The 13,845-nt window shown below is 70.9% G+C and carries 13 protein-coding genes; 2 read left to right on the plus strand and 11 right to left on the minus strand.

What is annotated here, in order from left to right:
* Positions 1 to 29: 29 nt before the first annotated feature.
* The 6 genes from H490_RS23935 to H490_RS23960 form a co-directional block, all read right to left on the minus strand.
* Complete coding sequence (locus H490_RS23935) at positions 30 to 2,090, minus strand: cytochrome c oxidase assembly protein (protein ID WP_017884000.1); 2,061 nt, start codon at positions 2,088 to 2,090, stop codon at positions 30 to 32.
* Positions 2,091 to 2,218: 128 nt separating this feature from the next.
* Positions 2,219 to 2,497 (minus strand): HU family DNA-binding protein, encoded by a 279-nt coding sequence (locus H490_RS23940; RefSeq protein ID WP_017884001.1) that lies wholly within the window; start codon positions 2,495 to 2,497, stop codon positions 2,219 to 2,221.
* Positions 2,498 to 2,784: 287 nt separating this feature from the next.
* On the minus strand, positions 2,785 to 3,090 hold the full coding sequence (rpsN, locus tag H490_RS23945) for a 30S ribosomal protein S14 (protein WP_017884002.1): 306 nt from the start codon (positions 3,088 to 3,090) through the stop codon (positions 2,785 to 2,787).
* Between the two features lie 2 nt (positions 3,091 to 3,092).
* A complete protein-coding gene (gene rpmG / locus H490_RS23950; RefSeq protein ID WP_017884003.1) occupies positions 3,093 to 3,260 on the minus strand; it encodes a 50S ribosomal protein L33 in 168 nt (55 codons plus the stop codon).
* Entirely contained in the window at positions 3,260 to 3,496 is a 237-nt protein-coding gene (rpmB, locus tag H490_RS23955; RefSeq protein WP_017884004.1) for a 50S ribosomal protein L28, read from the minus strand. The genes rpmG and rpmB overlap by 1 nt, the downstream gene beginning before the upstream one ends.
* A gap of 229 nt (positions 3,497 to 3,725) precedes the next feature.
* Entirely contained in the window at positions 3,726 to 5,006 is a 1,281-nt protein-coding gene (locus tag H490_RS23960; RefSeq protein ID WP_017884005.1) for a dicarboxylate/amino acid:cation symporter, read from the minus strand.
* Between the two features lie 162 nt (positions 5,007 to 5,168).
* Between H490_RS23960 and H490_RS0115970 the strand changes: the two genes are divergently transcribed.
* On the plus strand, positions 5,169 to 5,948 hold the full coding sequence (locus H490_RS0115970; protein WP_017884006.1) for an SGNH/GDSL hydrolase family protein: 780 nt from the start codon (positions 5,169 to 5,171) through the stop codon (positions 5,946 to 5,948).
* A 264-nt stretch (positions 5,949 to 6,212) separates the two neighbouring features.
* On the plus strand, positions 6,213 to 9,899 hold the full coding sequence (locus H490_RS23965) for an efflux RND transporter permease subunit (protein ID WP_017884007.1): 3,687 nt from the start codon (positions 6,213 to 6,215) through the stop codon (positions 9,897 to 9,899).
* Here H490_RS23965 and H490_RS23970 read toward each other — a convergent pair.
* The 5 genes from H490_RS23970 to H490_RS23990 all read right to left on the minus strand — a co-directional run bounded on the left by H490_RS23970 (position 9,868) and on the right by H490_RS23990 (position 13,819).
* Positions 9,868 to 10,791 (minus strand): amino acid ABC transporter permease, encoded by a 924-nt coding sequence (locus H490_RS23970; protein WP_017884008.1) that lies wholly within the window; start codon positions 10,789 to 10,791, stop codon positions 9,868 to 9,870. The two genes, H490_RS23965 and H490_RS23970, sit on opposite strands and share 32 nt — an antisense overlap.
* A complete protein-coding gene (locus tag H490_RS23975) occupies positions 10,788 to 11,390 on the minus strand; it encodes an amino acid ABC transporter permease (RefSeq protein WP_017884009.1) in 603 nt (200 codons plus the stop codon). Before H490_RS23975 ends, H490_RS23970 begins: the two co-directional genes overlap by 4 nt.
* 45 nt (positions 11,391 to 11,435) lie before the next feature.
* A complete protein-coding gene (locus tag H490_RS23980; protein WP_017884010.1) occupies positions 11,436 to 12,371 on the minus strand; it encodes a glutamate ABC transporter substrate-binding protein in 936 nt (311 codons plus the stop codon).
* Positions 12,372 to 12,449: 78 nt separating this feature from the next.
* Positions 12,450 to 13,169: an amino acid ABC transporter ATP-binding protein gene (locus tag H490_RS23985; protein ID WP_407656662.1), complete on the minus strand. Its 720-nt coding sequence runs from the start codon at positions 13,167 to 13,169 to the stop codon at positions 12,450 to 12,452.
* A gap of 230 nt (positions 13,170 to 13,399) precedes the next feature.
* A complete protein-coding gene (locus H490_RS23990; protein ID WP_017884012.1) occupies positions 13,400 to 13,819 on the minus strand; it encodes a Fur family transcriptional regulator in 420 nt (139 codons plus the stop codon).
* Between the last annotated feature and the right edge of the window lie 26 nt (positions 13,820 to 13,845).

The following is a 13,845-nucleotide window of genomic DNA, read 5'->3' on the forward strand; positions in this document are numbered from 1 at the left end:
CTTCCCCGAGTACCCGGCGCCCGCGCAGCTCAGCCGCGGGTGCTCCGCGCCGCCGCCCGCTCGTCCCGCTCGGCCTGCGCGGCCAGCATCGCGTTGTAGGCCTCGAGCTCGGCGTCGCCCGAGCGATCCGCGGCGCGATCCTTGCGCTTCTGCTCCTTCGCGTCGCTGCGCGACCACTGCACCGCGACCACCAGCGCGAGCGCGAGCGTCGGCAGCTCGCCGATCCCCCACGCGATGCCGCCCCCGGTCGACTGATCCTCGTGCGGCGTCGCCCCCCAGGTGCGGCCCATCGCCCCGTACCAGTCGGCGAGCAGCAGACCGTCGCCCGTCATCAGCGTCACGCCGAAGAACGCGTGCGACGCCATCGTGGCGAACAGCGTGACGAGTCGCAGCGGGTACGGGAAGCGGTAGGGCACGGGGTCGACGCCGATCATCGACAGGCTGAACAGGTAACCCGCGATGAGGAAGTGGATGATCATCCACTGGTGCCCCAGGTGCTCCTGCGCCGCCCAGCGCGCGATCGGGGTGAAGTAGAACACCCAGAGCGACCCCGAGAACACCACCGCCGCCACCGCGGGGTGGGTGATGATCTTCGAGTAGGGGGTGCCGACGGCCCACAGGATCCACTCGCGGCCACCCCACGAGCCGTCGGTGCGGCGCTCGACGGCGCGCAGCGCGAGCGTGACGGGCGCACCCAGCACGAGTACGAGCGGGATGAGCATGGTGAGCATCATGTGGCCCAGCATGTGCACGCTGAACAGGTACTGCTCGTAGGCGTTGAGCGCACCGTTGGTCGTGTAGAAGAGCAGCAGCATGCCCAGCACCCAGGAGACGGTGCGGCCGACGGGCCAGCGGTCGCCGCGGCGGGCGAGGCGGATCACGCCGGCCACGTACAGGGCGATGCCGAACGCGCAGACGAGCACCCAGGCGAGGTCGAACTTCCACTCGGTGAAGTACCGCTCGAAGACCAGCTCGGGGGGCAGCGGATCGCCGGTGAGCCACTCGGCCGGGCTGATGCGGCCGCCCTGATCGCGGGCGGGCTCGAGCGCGACCGGGGTGGCGGTGCGGCCGAGCGCCCCGGCGACACCGCTCGCGATGCCCATGACCGCGAGTTCGGCGACCACGAACCACGCGAAGACGCGCAAGCCGCTGCGCGCGATGCGGGGGATCAGGCGTGTGCGCTGCACCGCGCCGAACACGCCGAGCACCACGAGCGCCGCGGTCTTGAGCACGACCAGCTGCCCGTAGCCGGTGCCGAACAGCGCGTCGAGCGAGCCGATGCGCAGCCAGGCGCTCACCACGCCCGAGGCCATGACGCCGATGAAGGCGAAGAGCGCGAGCGTGGAGTAGCGCGCGGTGAGCACCGCGAGCCGCTGCGGGTCGACGACCCGCGCGACGAAGATCAGGGTGAGCAGCCCGCCCAGCCACACCGCGGCGCCCAGCAGGTGCACGAGCAGCGAGTTGACCGCCAGGCCGTGCCCCGAGGCGCCCGCCGCGTGGCCCTGCTGCGCGAGCGGCAGGGCGGTGAGCAGTGCGGCGACGAGCACGAGCAGCGTGAGGCGGCGGCCTCGGATCGCGAACGCCAGCACCGTGGTGACCGCGGCCAGCAGCAGTTCGAGCATCCACAGCTGCCCGAGCTCGATCTCGGTGACGAACATGGCGAGTCCGGCGCCGAACTGCGGGTCGGGCGAGAACGACTGACCGGACACGTCGACGTAGGTGAAGAGGATCGTCGCAGCGCTCGCGACGGTGAGCACGGCGGCGGAGGCGGCGGCGAGGTCCATCGCGGCGCGGGTCTCCGCGGGCGGCTCGCCCTGACGGCGGGCGTCGGCCGCGCGCGGCCCGGCCGCGTGACCGGCCGGGTTCGCGCCCGCGAGCGCCCAGACCGCCATCACAACCGAGCCGATGAGCCCCGCCATCGACACGTTCACCAGCGTGCGGGAGATCGGCACGCCGAAGCGCACCAGCGCGCCGGGATCCGCCAGCGTGCGCTCGTCGGCCGCGCCGCCGATGCCCAGCCCGACGAGCAGCGCCGCAAGGGTCGCCGCGAGCAGGATGGCGGGAGCGAGCACGCGCAGGTATCGGGGCACCGAACCAGCCTAACGCGGCTAGCCGGGCGTCTCCTCGGCGCGCCCCGCCGAGCCCGCTGACGGCCGGCGAAACGCAGAAGACCCCGGCGACGACGAGCGTCGACCGGGGTCTTCCGAAGGTGAAGAAGTTACTTCACGGCAGCCTTGAGCTTCGAGCCGACCGACACCTTCACGCGCTTGCCGGCGGGGATCTCGATGGTCTCGCCGGTGCGGGGGTTGCGACCGGTGCGGGCGGCGGTGGTCGCGGTCTCGAAGGAGATCCAGCCCGGGATCGACACCTTGTCGCCACCGGCGACGGTCTCGGAAACCGCGGCGAAGAGGCCGTCGATAACGCTCGAAACGGCGGCCTGGCTCTGGCCGGTCTCGGCCGCGATCTTGGCGACGAGCTCAGTCTTGTTGAGTGCCATGTTGTGTCCTTCCAGGGCATTGACGCGGGGCGTCCGCCCCTGATCTTGTTCAGTGTCCCCCACCCGTTGGGAGGGTCCGATCGGTTGATCGCGTACGAATCTACCCTAATTCGGCGGAATCCTGCGGATCTCACGTCGATTTCGCCGCAGAAACCCGAAAAAGGGAGTGGAATCCCAGGGTGCGGGCGGCGGAAACGACAAAGCGGGCGCGGATCCCGAAGGATCCGCGCCCGCTCGTCACCCGGTGGCGGCCGCGCTGAGCGGCACGCCCACCGGCGGACGACGTGCTACCAGGACGACTTGGTGATGCCGGGCAGCTCGCCGCGGTGCGCCATGTCGCGGAAGCGGACGCGCGAGACGCCGTACTTCGACAGCACGCCGCGGGGGCGGCCGTCGATGACGTCGCGGCTGCGCACGCGCACCGGCGAGGCGTTGCGGGGCAGCTTCTGCAGGCCCACGCGGGCGGCCTCGCGGCTCTCGTCGGTGCCGTTGGGATCGACCAGGGCCTTCTTCAGCTCGGCGCGCTTCTCCGCATAGCGGTCGACGATCGCCTGGCGCTGCTTGTTCTTCGCAATCATGCTCTTCTTCGCCATGATTAACGCTCCTCTCGGAACTCGACGTGCTTGCGGATGACCGGGTCGTACTTCTTGAGCACGAGGCGATCGGGGGTGTTGCGACGGTTCTTCTTCGTCACGTAGGTGAACCCGGTGCCCGCGGTCGAGCGGAGCTTGATGATCGGACGTACGTCCTTGTCCTTCGCCATTAGAACTTCACCCCACGCTTCTGCAGATCAGCCACGACGGCCTCGATGCCACGGGCATCGATGACCTTGATGCCCTTGGCCGACAGGGTGAGGGTCACCTTGCGGCCGAGCGACGGCACGTAGTAGGTCTTCTTCTGGATGTTCGGATCGAACCGGCGCTTGGTGCGACGGTGCGAGTGCGAGATGTTGTGACCGAAGCCGGGAACGGCGCCGGTCACCTGGCACACTGCTGCCATGGTGTTTCCTCTCATACCGTGAGACCGGACGGCCTCACCCAAGATTTCTTGTCTGCAGGAGCCCCGGCCTGACGAATCACTCCGGTCTCGAAGCCGAGCGGCTCCCGCGGTCTGTGCACTGGGACGGCGCACAGCCAAAGATCGAGCCTAGACGAGGATCGCACCTCGCGCAACACCCGGGCGTGTCGCGGCACGACGGGCGGCCGCGCGATGATCGCCGCTGCGACGCTCAACCGAGGCTGTGGCGCTGATCCGCTTCGCCGTCGACCATGTCGACGGTCTCGTCACCGGCGTCCTGCGCCTGCGCACCGAGTCTGCCCCGGGTGAGGCGATTCACGATCATCGCGATCGCGCCGTCGCCCGTCACATTGGTGGCGGTGCCGAAGCTGTCGAGCGCGATGTACGCGGCGAACATGAGGCCGACCTCCATCTCGCCGAAGCCGAGCATCTGCACGAGCAGGCCGGCCGCCGCGGCGATGGCGCCGCCCGGCACACCGGGAGCCGCGACCATCATCACGCCGAGCATGAGGATGAAGGGGAAGTACGCGCCGAACGTCACATCGCCGCCGGTCAGCAGCAGCACCGCGATCGAGAAGCAGGTGATCTTCACCATCGACCCCGAGAGGTGGATCGTCGCGCAGAGCGGCACCACGAAGCCCGCGACCGAATCGGAGACGCCGTTCTTCTTGGCCGAGGCGAGCGTGACGGGGATCGTCGCGGCCGAGGAGGAGGTGCCGAGAGCGGTGAAGTACGCGTCGCGCATGTTCCACAGGGCCCGCAGCGGGTTGCCGCCGGACATGGCCCCCGCCACGCTGTACTGCAGCAGGAGCACCACGAGGGTGAGCACGAACGAGACGATCACGACGAGCAGGAACTTGCCGACGACCTCGAGCGCCGCGCCGCTCGCCGAGAGATCCATGAAGATGCCGAAGATGAAGAGGGGCAGAGCGGGCACGATGATGCGCCGGATCAGCGACTCGATGATCGTGCGGAACTCCACTGCGCCGCGGAAGATGACGCGGCTGCGGAACGCCGTGAGCCCGATACCGATGACGAACGCGAGTACGAGCGCGCTCATGACGTCGATGACCGGCGCCAGCACGATCTCGGTCGCCGCCCCGTCCGGCGCCGCAGTGACGGTGAAGTAGGGGGCGAACCCCGAGCCTCCCGCGTCGCCCAGCTCGCGCAGACCGCCGCCGGCCATCGACGCCGAGAACAGCCACCGGCTCACGAAGTAGGCGAGCAGACCCGCAGCGACGGTCGAGCCGTAGGCGATCGCGGCCGTGACCCCGAGCCATCTGCCCGCGCCCTTGCCGAGCTCGGCGATCGCGGGCGTCACGAGGCCGAGGATGATGAGCGGCACCGCGAAGCCGAGGAAGCCCGAGAAGACCGAGTTGTAGGTGAGGAACACGGCGCCGAGCCAGGCGGGCATCACCGGTCCGAGCAGGATGCCGAGCACGATCGCGAAGATGATCCAGCCGAGCAGCGGAATGGAGCGGAGCAGTTTCATAGGTTCCTTCGGGCCGGTGACGGGCGGATCGCGCGGCGCTCGACGGCTCCGGCGAGGGCGCGCCCCGGCTCGGAGCGCTCCAGACAGTGTAAGCGCCGAGGGCCGGCGCGCCCGCCGGGCCTCTCGGTGCAGCGGCCCGCGGGGCGGGCGTAGGCTGGAGCGGTGGACGAACAGCAGGCGGGGGCCGCGATCCGCTACGTGGCGATCGGCGACAGCTTCACCGAGGGCGTGGGCGATGAGCAGCCGGACGGGTCGGTGCGCGGCTGGGCCGACCTCGTGGCCCAGGGCCTCGCCGACGCCGCGGGTGAACCGATCCAGTACGCCAACCTCGCGATCCGAGGCCGCCTGCTCGGCCCGATCATCGCCGAGCAGCTGGAGCCGGCTCTGGCGCTCGGCCCCACGCTCGTGACCTTCAACGGCGGCGGCAACGACATGCTGCGGCCCGGCACCGACCTCGCGTGGATCAGCGCCGAGACGGAGCAGGCGCTGCGCCGCATCGTCGACGCGGGCGCCGAGCCGCTGCTGCTCGCCGGCGCCAACCCCACCGCGGGCCTGCCGGGCGGCGCCCGCGTGCGGGCGAAGGGCGACGAGCTGGTGCGCGAGGCGCGCGGCATCGTCGAGCGGCTCGGCATCCGCTTCGCCGACAACTGGAGCGACGCCGAGCTCGCGGGGCGCCAGTACTGGTCGCCCGACCGCCTGCATCTCGCACCGGTCGGCCACCGCCGCGTGGCGGCGAACGTGCTGCGCGCACTCGACCGCCCCGCCCCGATCGACTGGGTGCTCGACGCGGCGCCGATCCCGAACCCCTCGCGCCGCGAGCAGCTGCGCTACACCCGGGAGCACGTGGTGCCGTGGGTGAAGCGCCGCCTCACCGGCCGCTCGAGCGGCGACGGGCGCACCGCCAAGTACGCCGAGTGGGCCTGGATCGCTCCGCGACCCTGATCGGCCACCCCGCGGCGAGGCGGGCCGGTAGCGCGGCCGCGGCAGCCGGGGCGGGTCAGCCCGCGGCCCGCCCTCCGGGTTTCCCGATTCATACTTCGGGATGAGCCGAAATAGTACCCCGGGACGATGCGCGGGCCCGCGCCGCGCGCCAGGCTGGAAGCGTCGACCGAGCCGTGCGCGCAGCAGCCGCGGCGATCCGCCCCGCAGCAGGCCCGGCGACCGCAGCCACGCGGCTGCGCGGGCCCGCTCACACCGGAAGAGCGCATGTCCTTTCTCACCCGCACCAGTCTGAAGAACCGCCTGATCGTCGGGCTCACCACGGTCGCCGTCGCCGTGCTCGGTCTCATCTCGATGGGCTCGCTCAAGCAGGAGCTCATGCCCTCGATGCAGGTGCCCGCCGCCTTCGTGTCGGTGCAGTCGCAGGGCCTCGCGCCCGAGGAGATGGCCCGCACCGTCACCGAGCCCACCGAGCAGGCCCTCCGCGCCGTTCCCGGCGTGACCCGTGTGACCTCGAGCACCTCGAGCGGCACCGCCGACGTCACGGTGGAGTGGCCCTTCGACGAGAGCGACGAGGAGACGCTGCGCGCCGTGCGCGCGGCGGCCGAGGCCCTGAAGCCGGCGTTCCCGAGCGGAACCGAGCTGCAGGTGTTCTCGGGCGGCGCCGACGACATGCCCGCGATGGTGCTCAGCGCCGGCACCTCGGGCGACGCCGCGGCGTTCGCCGACGCGCTCGCCCGCGAGGTCGTGCCCGCGCTGCAGGGCCTGAACGGGGTGCAGCGGGTCGAGCTCGCCGGTCGCGAGGAGCAGCGGATCCTCATCGCGCTGCGCCCCGCCGACGTCGAGCGGCTGAAGATCGACCCCGCGCAGATCGCGCCCGCCCTCGAGGCCCGCGGCGCGGCCATGCCCGCCGGTCAGGCCGACTCGGAGCGGGGCGAGCTCTCGGTGACCGTGGGCACGAGCCTCGGCTCCGTCGAGGAGATCGCCGCGCTGCCCTTCGCCGTCACCGCGGACGACGGCGCCGTCGCCCTCGTGCACCTCTCCGACTTCGCCGACGTGAGCACCGAGGCGGTGCCCGCCGACAGCATCTCGCGCGTCAACGGCAAGCCGGCGCTCACCCTGCAGGTGCTCCCCGCGCAGGGCGCCAACGTGGTCGACATCTCGCACGCCGTGACCGCCGAGCTCGATCGGCTCGCGCCCGCGCTGGGCGGCGAGTTCGTCACGATCTTCGACCAGGCGCCCTTCATCGAGCAGTCCATCCACGACCTCTCGGTCGAGGGCGGGCTCGGCCTGCTCTTCGCGGTGCTCGTGATCCTCGCCTTCCTCGGCTCGTGGCGCTCGACCGTGATCGCGGCCGTGTCGATCCCGCTCTCGCTGCTCATCACCCTCATCGGCCTGTGGTGGAGCGGCAACACCCTCAACATCCTCACCCTCGGCGCGCTCACGATCGCCATCGGCCGCGTCGTCGACGACTCGATCGTGGTCATCGAGAACATCAGCCGACGCCGCGGCTCCGGGCCGCTCACGATCGCGGGGGTCGTCGCCTCCGTGCGCCAGGTGGCGGGGGCCATCACCGCGTCGACGCTCACCACGGTCGCCGTGTTCCTGCCCATCGCGCTCGTCTCGGGCATCGCGGGTCAGCTCTTCCGCCCCTTCGCCGTCACGGTGACGATCGCGCTGCTCGCCTCGCTGCTCGTCGCGCTCACGATCGTGCCCGTGCTGGCGTACTGGTTCATGCGCGGGCGGAGCCGGCGCGGCGGCCGGGCCCGGGCCGCGGACGCGGCGGATCCGGACACGGTCGACGGCGTCGCGCACCCTGCGGCGCCGGGCGCCTCCGCCGCCGAGACCCGGGTACTTCCGGCGGCGCCCGCCGCCGAGGCGGTGCCGACCCCCGGGGCGGGATCCGCGGCGCCTCACCACGACGACGAGCTGGCCGAGACCCGCTCCGCCCCCGACCGGCTGCAGCGCGCCCTCATGCCGGCGCTCGGCGCCACCCGCCGCCACCCCGTGCTCACCCTCATCGCCTCGACGCTGGTGCTCGTCGCCACGCTCGCGATGACACCCTTCCTGCAGACCGACTTCCTGGGATCGTCGGGCAACGAGAGCCTGCAGCTCACGCAGACTCCCGAGCAGACCGGTGACGGCGCGCAGCTCGTGGCGGCCGCCGAGCCCGTCGAACGCGCCCTCGGCAAGGTGCCCGGCGTGCGCGACGTGATGACCTCGATCCCCGTCGGCGGCACCGCGGGCACGCCCACCAGCATCTCCTACGACGTGCAGCTCGACGACGGCGCCGACGCCGAGACCGTCGGCGACGCCGTCGAGCGCGCGCTCGAGCGGGTGCCCGACGCCGGCGACGTGCAACTGCTCACCCAGGACGCCTTCGTGGGCGGCGCCGGCGGCGGCATCGCCCTGCAGATCCGCGGCAACGACCCGGCCGCGCTGCGCGAGGCCAGCGAGCTGCTGGAGGCGCAGCTCGGCGAGTCGTCGAGCGTGCAGTCCGTGCGGAGCGAGCTCACGGGAGAGCAGCCCGTGGTGCGCGTCAAGCTCGACGAGGATCGGGCCGCGCTGCTGGGCTTCGACCGCGCACTCGTGGCGGACGCCGTGCGCACCGCGCTCGAGGGCAAGACCGTCGGCCGAATGATGCTCGAGGGCCGCGAGCGCGACATCGTGCTGCGCACCCCCGGCGCCGAACGCACCGCCGAGCAGCTGGGGGCCGTCGTGCTGCCGGTCACGCCGCAGCAGACCGCGCAGGCCCAGAAGCTCGCCGCCGACGAACTCGAGCAGAAGGCCGAGGCCGAGGCCGAGACCCAGCGCGCCAAGGCGGCGGGCGAGCTCGCCGAGCAGCTGAACGAGGCAGGGGCGCAGCGCACTCAGCTCGTCTCCCAGCTGGGAGAGCTGAACGCGCAGCTCGCCGAGCTGCAGAGCCTGCCGGTCGTGCCGCAGCAGCCGCAGGATCCCGCCGATGAGGCCGTCGCGCGCGCCCACATGGAGCGCGCCGAGCAGCTCGCCGCGATCGAGGGCGCCATCGCGGGGGCGCGCAACGGCATCGAGGGCATCGACGAGCAGATCTCGGCGCTGCACCAGGCCCAGTCCGACGCCGCCGCGCAGGTCGTGCAGCAGCAGCAGGCCGAGGCCGAGCAGAAGGCGGCGGCACGGGTCAGCGGCACCGCGATCACCCTCGCCGACATCGCCTCCGTCGAGGAGGAGCTCACCGCCCCGACGATCACGCGGGCCGACGGCGAGCGCCAGGTCACCCTCACCGTCACCCCGCGCAGCGGTCAGCTCGACGCCGCGAACGCCGCCGTCGAACGCGCCATCGCCACCGCCGAGCTGCCCGCGGGCGTCGGCTTCGAACTCGGCGGCGTCAGCGCCGAGCAGGACGAGGCGTTCGCCCAGCTCGGCGCGGCGATGCTCGCCGCCATCATGCTGGTGCTGCTGGTGATGGTCGCCACGTTCCGCAGCTTCCGCGGCCCTCTCGTGCTGCTCATCTCGATCCCGTTCGCGGCGACGGGAGCGATCCTCGGCCTGCTGCTCACGAACACCCCGCTCGGGCTGCCCGCGCTCATCGGCCTGCTCATGCTGATCGGCATCGTCGTCACGAACGCGATCGTGCTCATGGACCTCGTGAACCGTCTGCGCGCCGCCGGCGCCTCGCTCGAGGAGGCCGTCGAGCACGGCACCCGCCTGCGCCTGCGCCCGATCCTCATGACCGCCGCGGCGACCATCTTCGCCCTCGTGCCCATGTCGCTCGGACTCACGGGCGGCGGCGTGTTCATCTCGCGCCCGCTCGCCATCGTGGTGATCGGCGGCCTCGTCTCGTCGACGCTGCTCACCCTGGTGCTCGTGCCGATCCTCTACACCCTCGTCGAGCGGCGCCGCGAGCGGGTCGCTCTGCGACGGGCGCGCCGCAGGGCGAAGCGCATCATCTCGCGGAGGAACCGGGCGGCGGCGTGATCGCGATCTCGCCGCCCGCCTCGGCCGCGGCCGGGCCGGCCAGCCCCTTGGTCGCGCCCGCGCCGCGGCCGCCGCGCGCCGCCGCGAACCGGGCCATGCGTCGCCCGAACCACGACACCGTCAGGTTGATCGCGAGGTAGATGACCACCGCGACCACCCAGAAGGTGAAGAGGTAGCGGTTGCCGTAGAACGTCGAGGCGTCCTTCACGGTCTTCGCGAGCTCGGAGTAGGCGACGATGTAGCCGAGCGACGTGTCCTTCAGCAGCACCACCATCTGCGCCACGAGGATCGGCAGCATCTGGGTGAAGGCCTGCGGGAACTCGATGAGCAGCCGCGTGCGCACCGGGGTGAGGCCGATCGACAGGCCGGCCTCGCGCTGCCCCTTGTTCAGCGCGAGGATGCCCGCCCTGAGCGCCTCGCCCACGATCGCGCCGTTGTAGATGATGAGCGCGATCACCACCGCCCAGAACGCGCCGGTCGACGCGACGAGCAGGATGAACAGCATCATGAGCAGCACGGGCATGCCGCGGAAGAACTCGAGGATCACCGCCACCGGCACGCGCACCAGCGCGCTGTCGGCGAGACGTCCGAAGGCGAAGAGCATGCCGAGCAGCATGGCGCCGACCATCGCCACCGCGGCGGCGCGGATCGTGTTCCACGCGCCCCGCCCGATGTACTGCCACACCTCCGAGTAGGCGAGCACGTCCCACCGGGAGGGGTCGAGCATGCCCGGCGTCTCGTTGCCGTTGACCGCCACCTGCGGCTGGATGAGCCGCCAGACCACCCAGCCGAGCAGCGCCGCGAGCGCGAGCACGCCCAGCACCGAGATGATGCGCGATCGCGTGCGCGCCTTCGGGCCCGGCGCATCGTAGAGAACCGTCGCCTGACTCATCGCAGCACCCGCACTCTCTTCTCGATCTGCCCGGCGATGAGGCCGAGCGGAATGGTGATCAGCAGATAGAAGCAGGCGACGCCGACGAGGATCGGGATCACGGCCTGCCCGTTGGCGTTCGTGAGCTGCCTGGCGGTGGCGAACAGCTCGACCACGAAGAAGCCGCCCGCGACCGAGGTGTTCTTCGTGAGCGCGATGAACACGTTGATCAGCGGCGGCACCACCATGCGCAGCGCCTGGGGCAGCACCACCAGGGTGAGGGTCTGCCCGAAGGCGAGGCCGATCGACCGGGCCGCCTCGGCCTGTCCCACCGGCACGCCGTTGATGCCGCTGCGCAGCGCCTCGGCGACGAACGGCGACGTGTAGATCGCGAGGCCGATCGAGGCGAGCACCTCGTAGGGCGGGCGGCTCGGCACGATGAGCGGCAGTACGAACACCATGAACATCAGCAGCAGCGTCAGCGGGGTGTTGCGCACCAGCTCGGTGTAGACCGTCGCGAAGGTGCGCAGCGACGCCACCGGCGAGATGCGCATGGTGGCCACCACGAGGCCGATGGCCATCGCTCCGAGGCCGCCGAAGACCAGCAGCCTGAGCGTCATCAGGAACCCGGCGAGGATAAAACCGGTTCGAAAACTCGGGGCTCCTCACCGACCGCGAGGCCGAGCAGAAGGNCCGCGATCTTGAAAAGCACTTCGAAAACAGTAGCGGTCGATGGCGGGCGGCTCGGGCGTGGAGAGCACGGTGCCCGCCGTCTTGTCCCAGGCCGCGGCCCAGGCGCCGTCCTCGAACGACTGCTCCAGCACGTCGTTGATGAAGTCGCGGAACTCCTGGTCGTCCTTCTTCAGGCCGATGCCGTAGGGCTCCTCGGTGAACGGGTTGTCGACCACCTCGAACTCGCCCTCGTTCTGGTCGGCGAGGCCCGCGAGGATCACGTTGTCGGTCGAGACCGCGACGACGTCGCCCGAGCGCAGCGGCTCGAGGCAGTTGGAGTAGGTGTCGGTGGCGAGCACCTCGACACCGGCCTCCTTGAGGTTCTCCTCGGAGGTCGAACCGGTGACCGAGCAGACCCGCTTGCCCTTCACGTCGTCGATGCCGGCGATGCCCTCGGGGTTGCCCTGCAGCACGAGCAGATCCTGGCCTGCGATGTAGTACGGACCCGCGAAGTCGATCACCTGCTTGCGGTCGTCGTTGATCGTGTAGGTGGCAACGACGATGTCGACCTCGCCGTTCTGGATGAACGGTTCGCGATTCGCCGAGACCGCTTCCTTCCACTCGATCTGGTCTTCGCTGAGGCCGAGATTCGCGGCGACGAGCTTGCCGATCTCGACGTCGAAGCCCTCGGGCTCGTTCGAGGCCGGATTCATGAGGCCGAAGAGCGGTTGATCGTACTTCGTGCCGATGGTGATCTTGCCGGCGTCGTGCAGCTTCGCCATCGTCGTGCCCTCGTCGAAGCTCACGTCCTCGGCCGGCGCGGGTGCGGCGTCATCGCCGGTCTCGTTCGGCGATCCCGACGCGCAGGCGGTGAGCAGCAGCGCTCCGGCGGCCGCCATGACCGCCGCGTACTTGGTGATTCGCATCATTTCCTACTTTCTCTTCGTCGGTGCCGGGGGTGCCGGCCGTTCGATTTCGGTACGGACGCGCACGGTTGCGCGCCAGGATCAGTGGCCCAGGATCTTCGACAGGAAGTCCTGCGCTCGAGACGTCTGGGGGTCGGTGAAGAACTGCTCGGGGGTCGCCTCCTCGACGATCTGGCCGTCGGCCATGAAGAGGATCCGGTCGGCGGCCCTGCGGGCGAAGCCCATCTCGTGCGTGACCGCGACCATCGTCATGCCGTCGTTCGCGAGGCCGATCATCACGTCGAGCACCTCGTTGATCATCTCGGGGTCGAGGGCGCTCGTCGGCTCGTCGAGCAGGATCAGCTTGGGCTCCATCGCGAGGGAGCGGGCGATCGCCGCCCGCTGCTGCTGACCGCCCGAGAGCTGGGAAGGCAGCTTGCGCGCCTGGTCGGCGATGCCCACCCGATCGAGCAGGGCCATCGCCCGCTCCTCGGCCGCCTTGCGGCCGAGGCCGCGCACCTTGACGGGGCCGAGCGTGACGTTCTCGAGGATCGTCTTGTGCGCGAAGAGGTTGAAGGCCTGGAACACCATGCCCACGTCGGCTCGCAGCTTCGCGAGGCCCTTGCCCTCCTCGGGCAGCGGCACGCCGTCGATCGTGATGGTGCCGGAGTCGATCGTCTCGAGGCGGTTGATGGCGCGGCACAGGGTCGACTTGCCCGATCCCGACGGCCCGAGCACGACCACCACCTCGCCGCGGCCGACCTGGGTGTTGATGTCGTTGAGCACGTGCAGCTCGCCGTAGTGCTTGTTGACCGCGTCCATGATCACGAGCGGTTCGCGATCATCGCGGACTACTCTGACCGCTGTCGTCTTTCCCATGGGCCGATCGTAGGCAGCGGCCTCAGCTCGGTGGGAGGGCTTGCGGCGGGAGGCGACACCTCTGTATAATTTGCCGAAACACCTGATCACAGGGCATAAATCACGCGCGTCGACCCGAATTGCGAGCTCGCGGCGCCGAGGGCATCACCCCGACGGCAATCGTTATCGTTCTGTCACTCCCCGGCCGCGACCTGCGTCGACGCCTTCGCACGGCAGCGCTCGCAGAGGCCGAAGAGGTCGACCACGTGCTCGATCTCGGTGAAGCCGTGCTCGGCCCCGACCTTGCGCGTCCACTCCTCCACCACGGTGGCGGAGAGCTCGCGGGTGTCGCCGCAGCTGCGGCAGATGAGGTGGTGGTGGTGGCCCGTCATCGTGCACGAGCGGAACAGGTTCTCGCCCTCGGGCGACTGCAGCGAATCGGCCTCGCCCGTGTCGGTGAGGCTGGCGAGCGCACGGTACACGGTCGCGAGACCGATCGTCGACCCGCCGTCGCGCAGCTCCTGGTGCAGCTGCTGCGCGCTCACGAACCCGCGCGCCTCGGCCAGGGCCGCGCGCACCGCCTCGCGCTGCCACGTGTTCCGTTTCGGCTGCACAGCGCGCCTCCTCTCCCGGGGAGCGA

Source organism: Leucobacter sp. UCD-THU, from assembly GCF_000349545.1.
GTDB classification, from domain to species: domain Bacteria; phylum Actinomycetota; class Actinomycetes; order Actinomycetales; family Microbacteriaceae; genus Leucobacter; species Leucobacter muris.

Excerpts from the sequence above, each read along its gene's own strand:
- rpmB (WP_017884004.1), bottom strand. The coding sequence starts at position 3,496 with ATGGCAGCAGTGTGCCAGGTGACCGGCGCCGTTCCCGGCTTCGGTCAC.
- H490_RS23985 (WP_407656662.1), bottom strand. The coding sequence starts at position 13,169 with ATGGACGCGGTCAACAAGCACTACGGCGAGCTGCACGTGCTCAACGAC.
- H490_RS23940 (WP_017884001.1), bottom strand. The coding sequence starts at position 2,497 with ATGGCACTCAACAAGACTGAGCTCGTCGCCAAGATCGCGGCCGAGACC.
- rpmG (WP_017884003.1), bottom strand. The coding sequence starts at position 3,260 with ATGGCGAAGGACAAGGACGTACGTCCGATCATCAAGCTCCGCTCGACC.
- H490_RS23960 (WP_017884005.1), bottom strand. The coding sequence starts at position 5,006 with ATGAAACTGCTCCGCTCCATTCCGCTGCTCGGCTGGATCATCTTCGCG.
- rpsN (WP_017884002.1), bottom strand. The coding sequence starts at position 3,090 with ATGGCGAAGAAGAGCATGATTGCGAAGAACAAGCAGCGCCAGGCGATC.
- H490_RS23975 (WP_017884009.1), bottom strand. The coding sequence starts at position 11,390 with ATGACGCTCAGGCTGCTGGTCTTCGGCGGCCTCGGAGCGATGGCCATC.
- H490_RS23970 (WP_017884008.1), bottom strand. The coding sequence starts at position 10,791 with ATGAGTCAGGCGACGGTTCTCTACGATGCGCCGGGCCCGAAGGCGCGC.
- H490_RS23965 (WP_017884007.1), top strand. The coding sequence starts at position 6,213 with ATGTCCTTTCTCACCCGCACCAGTCTGAAGAACCGCCTGATCGTCGGG.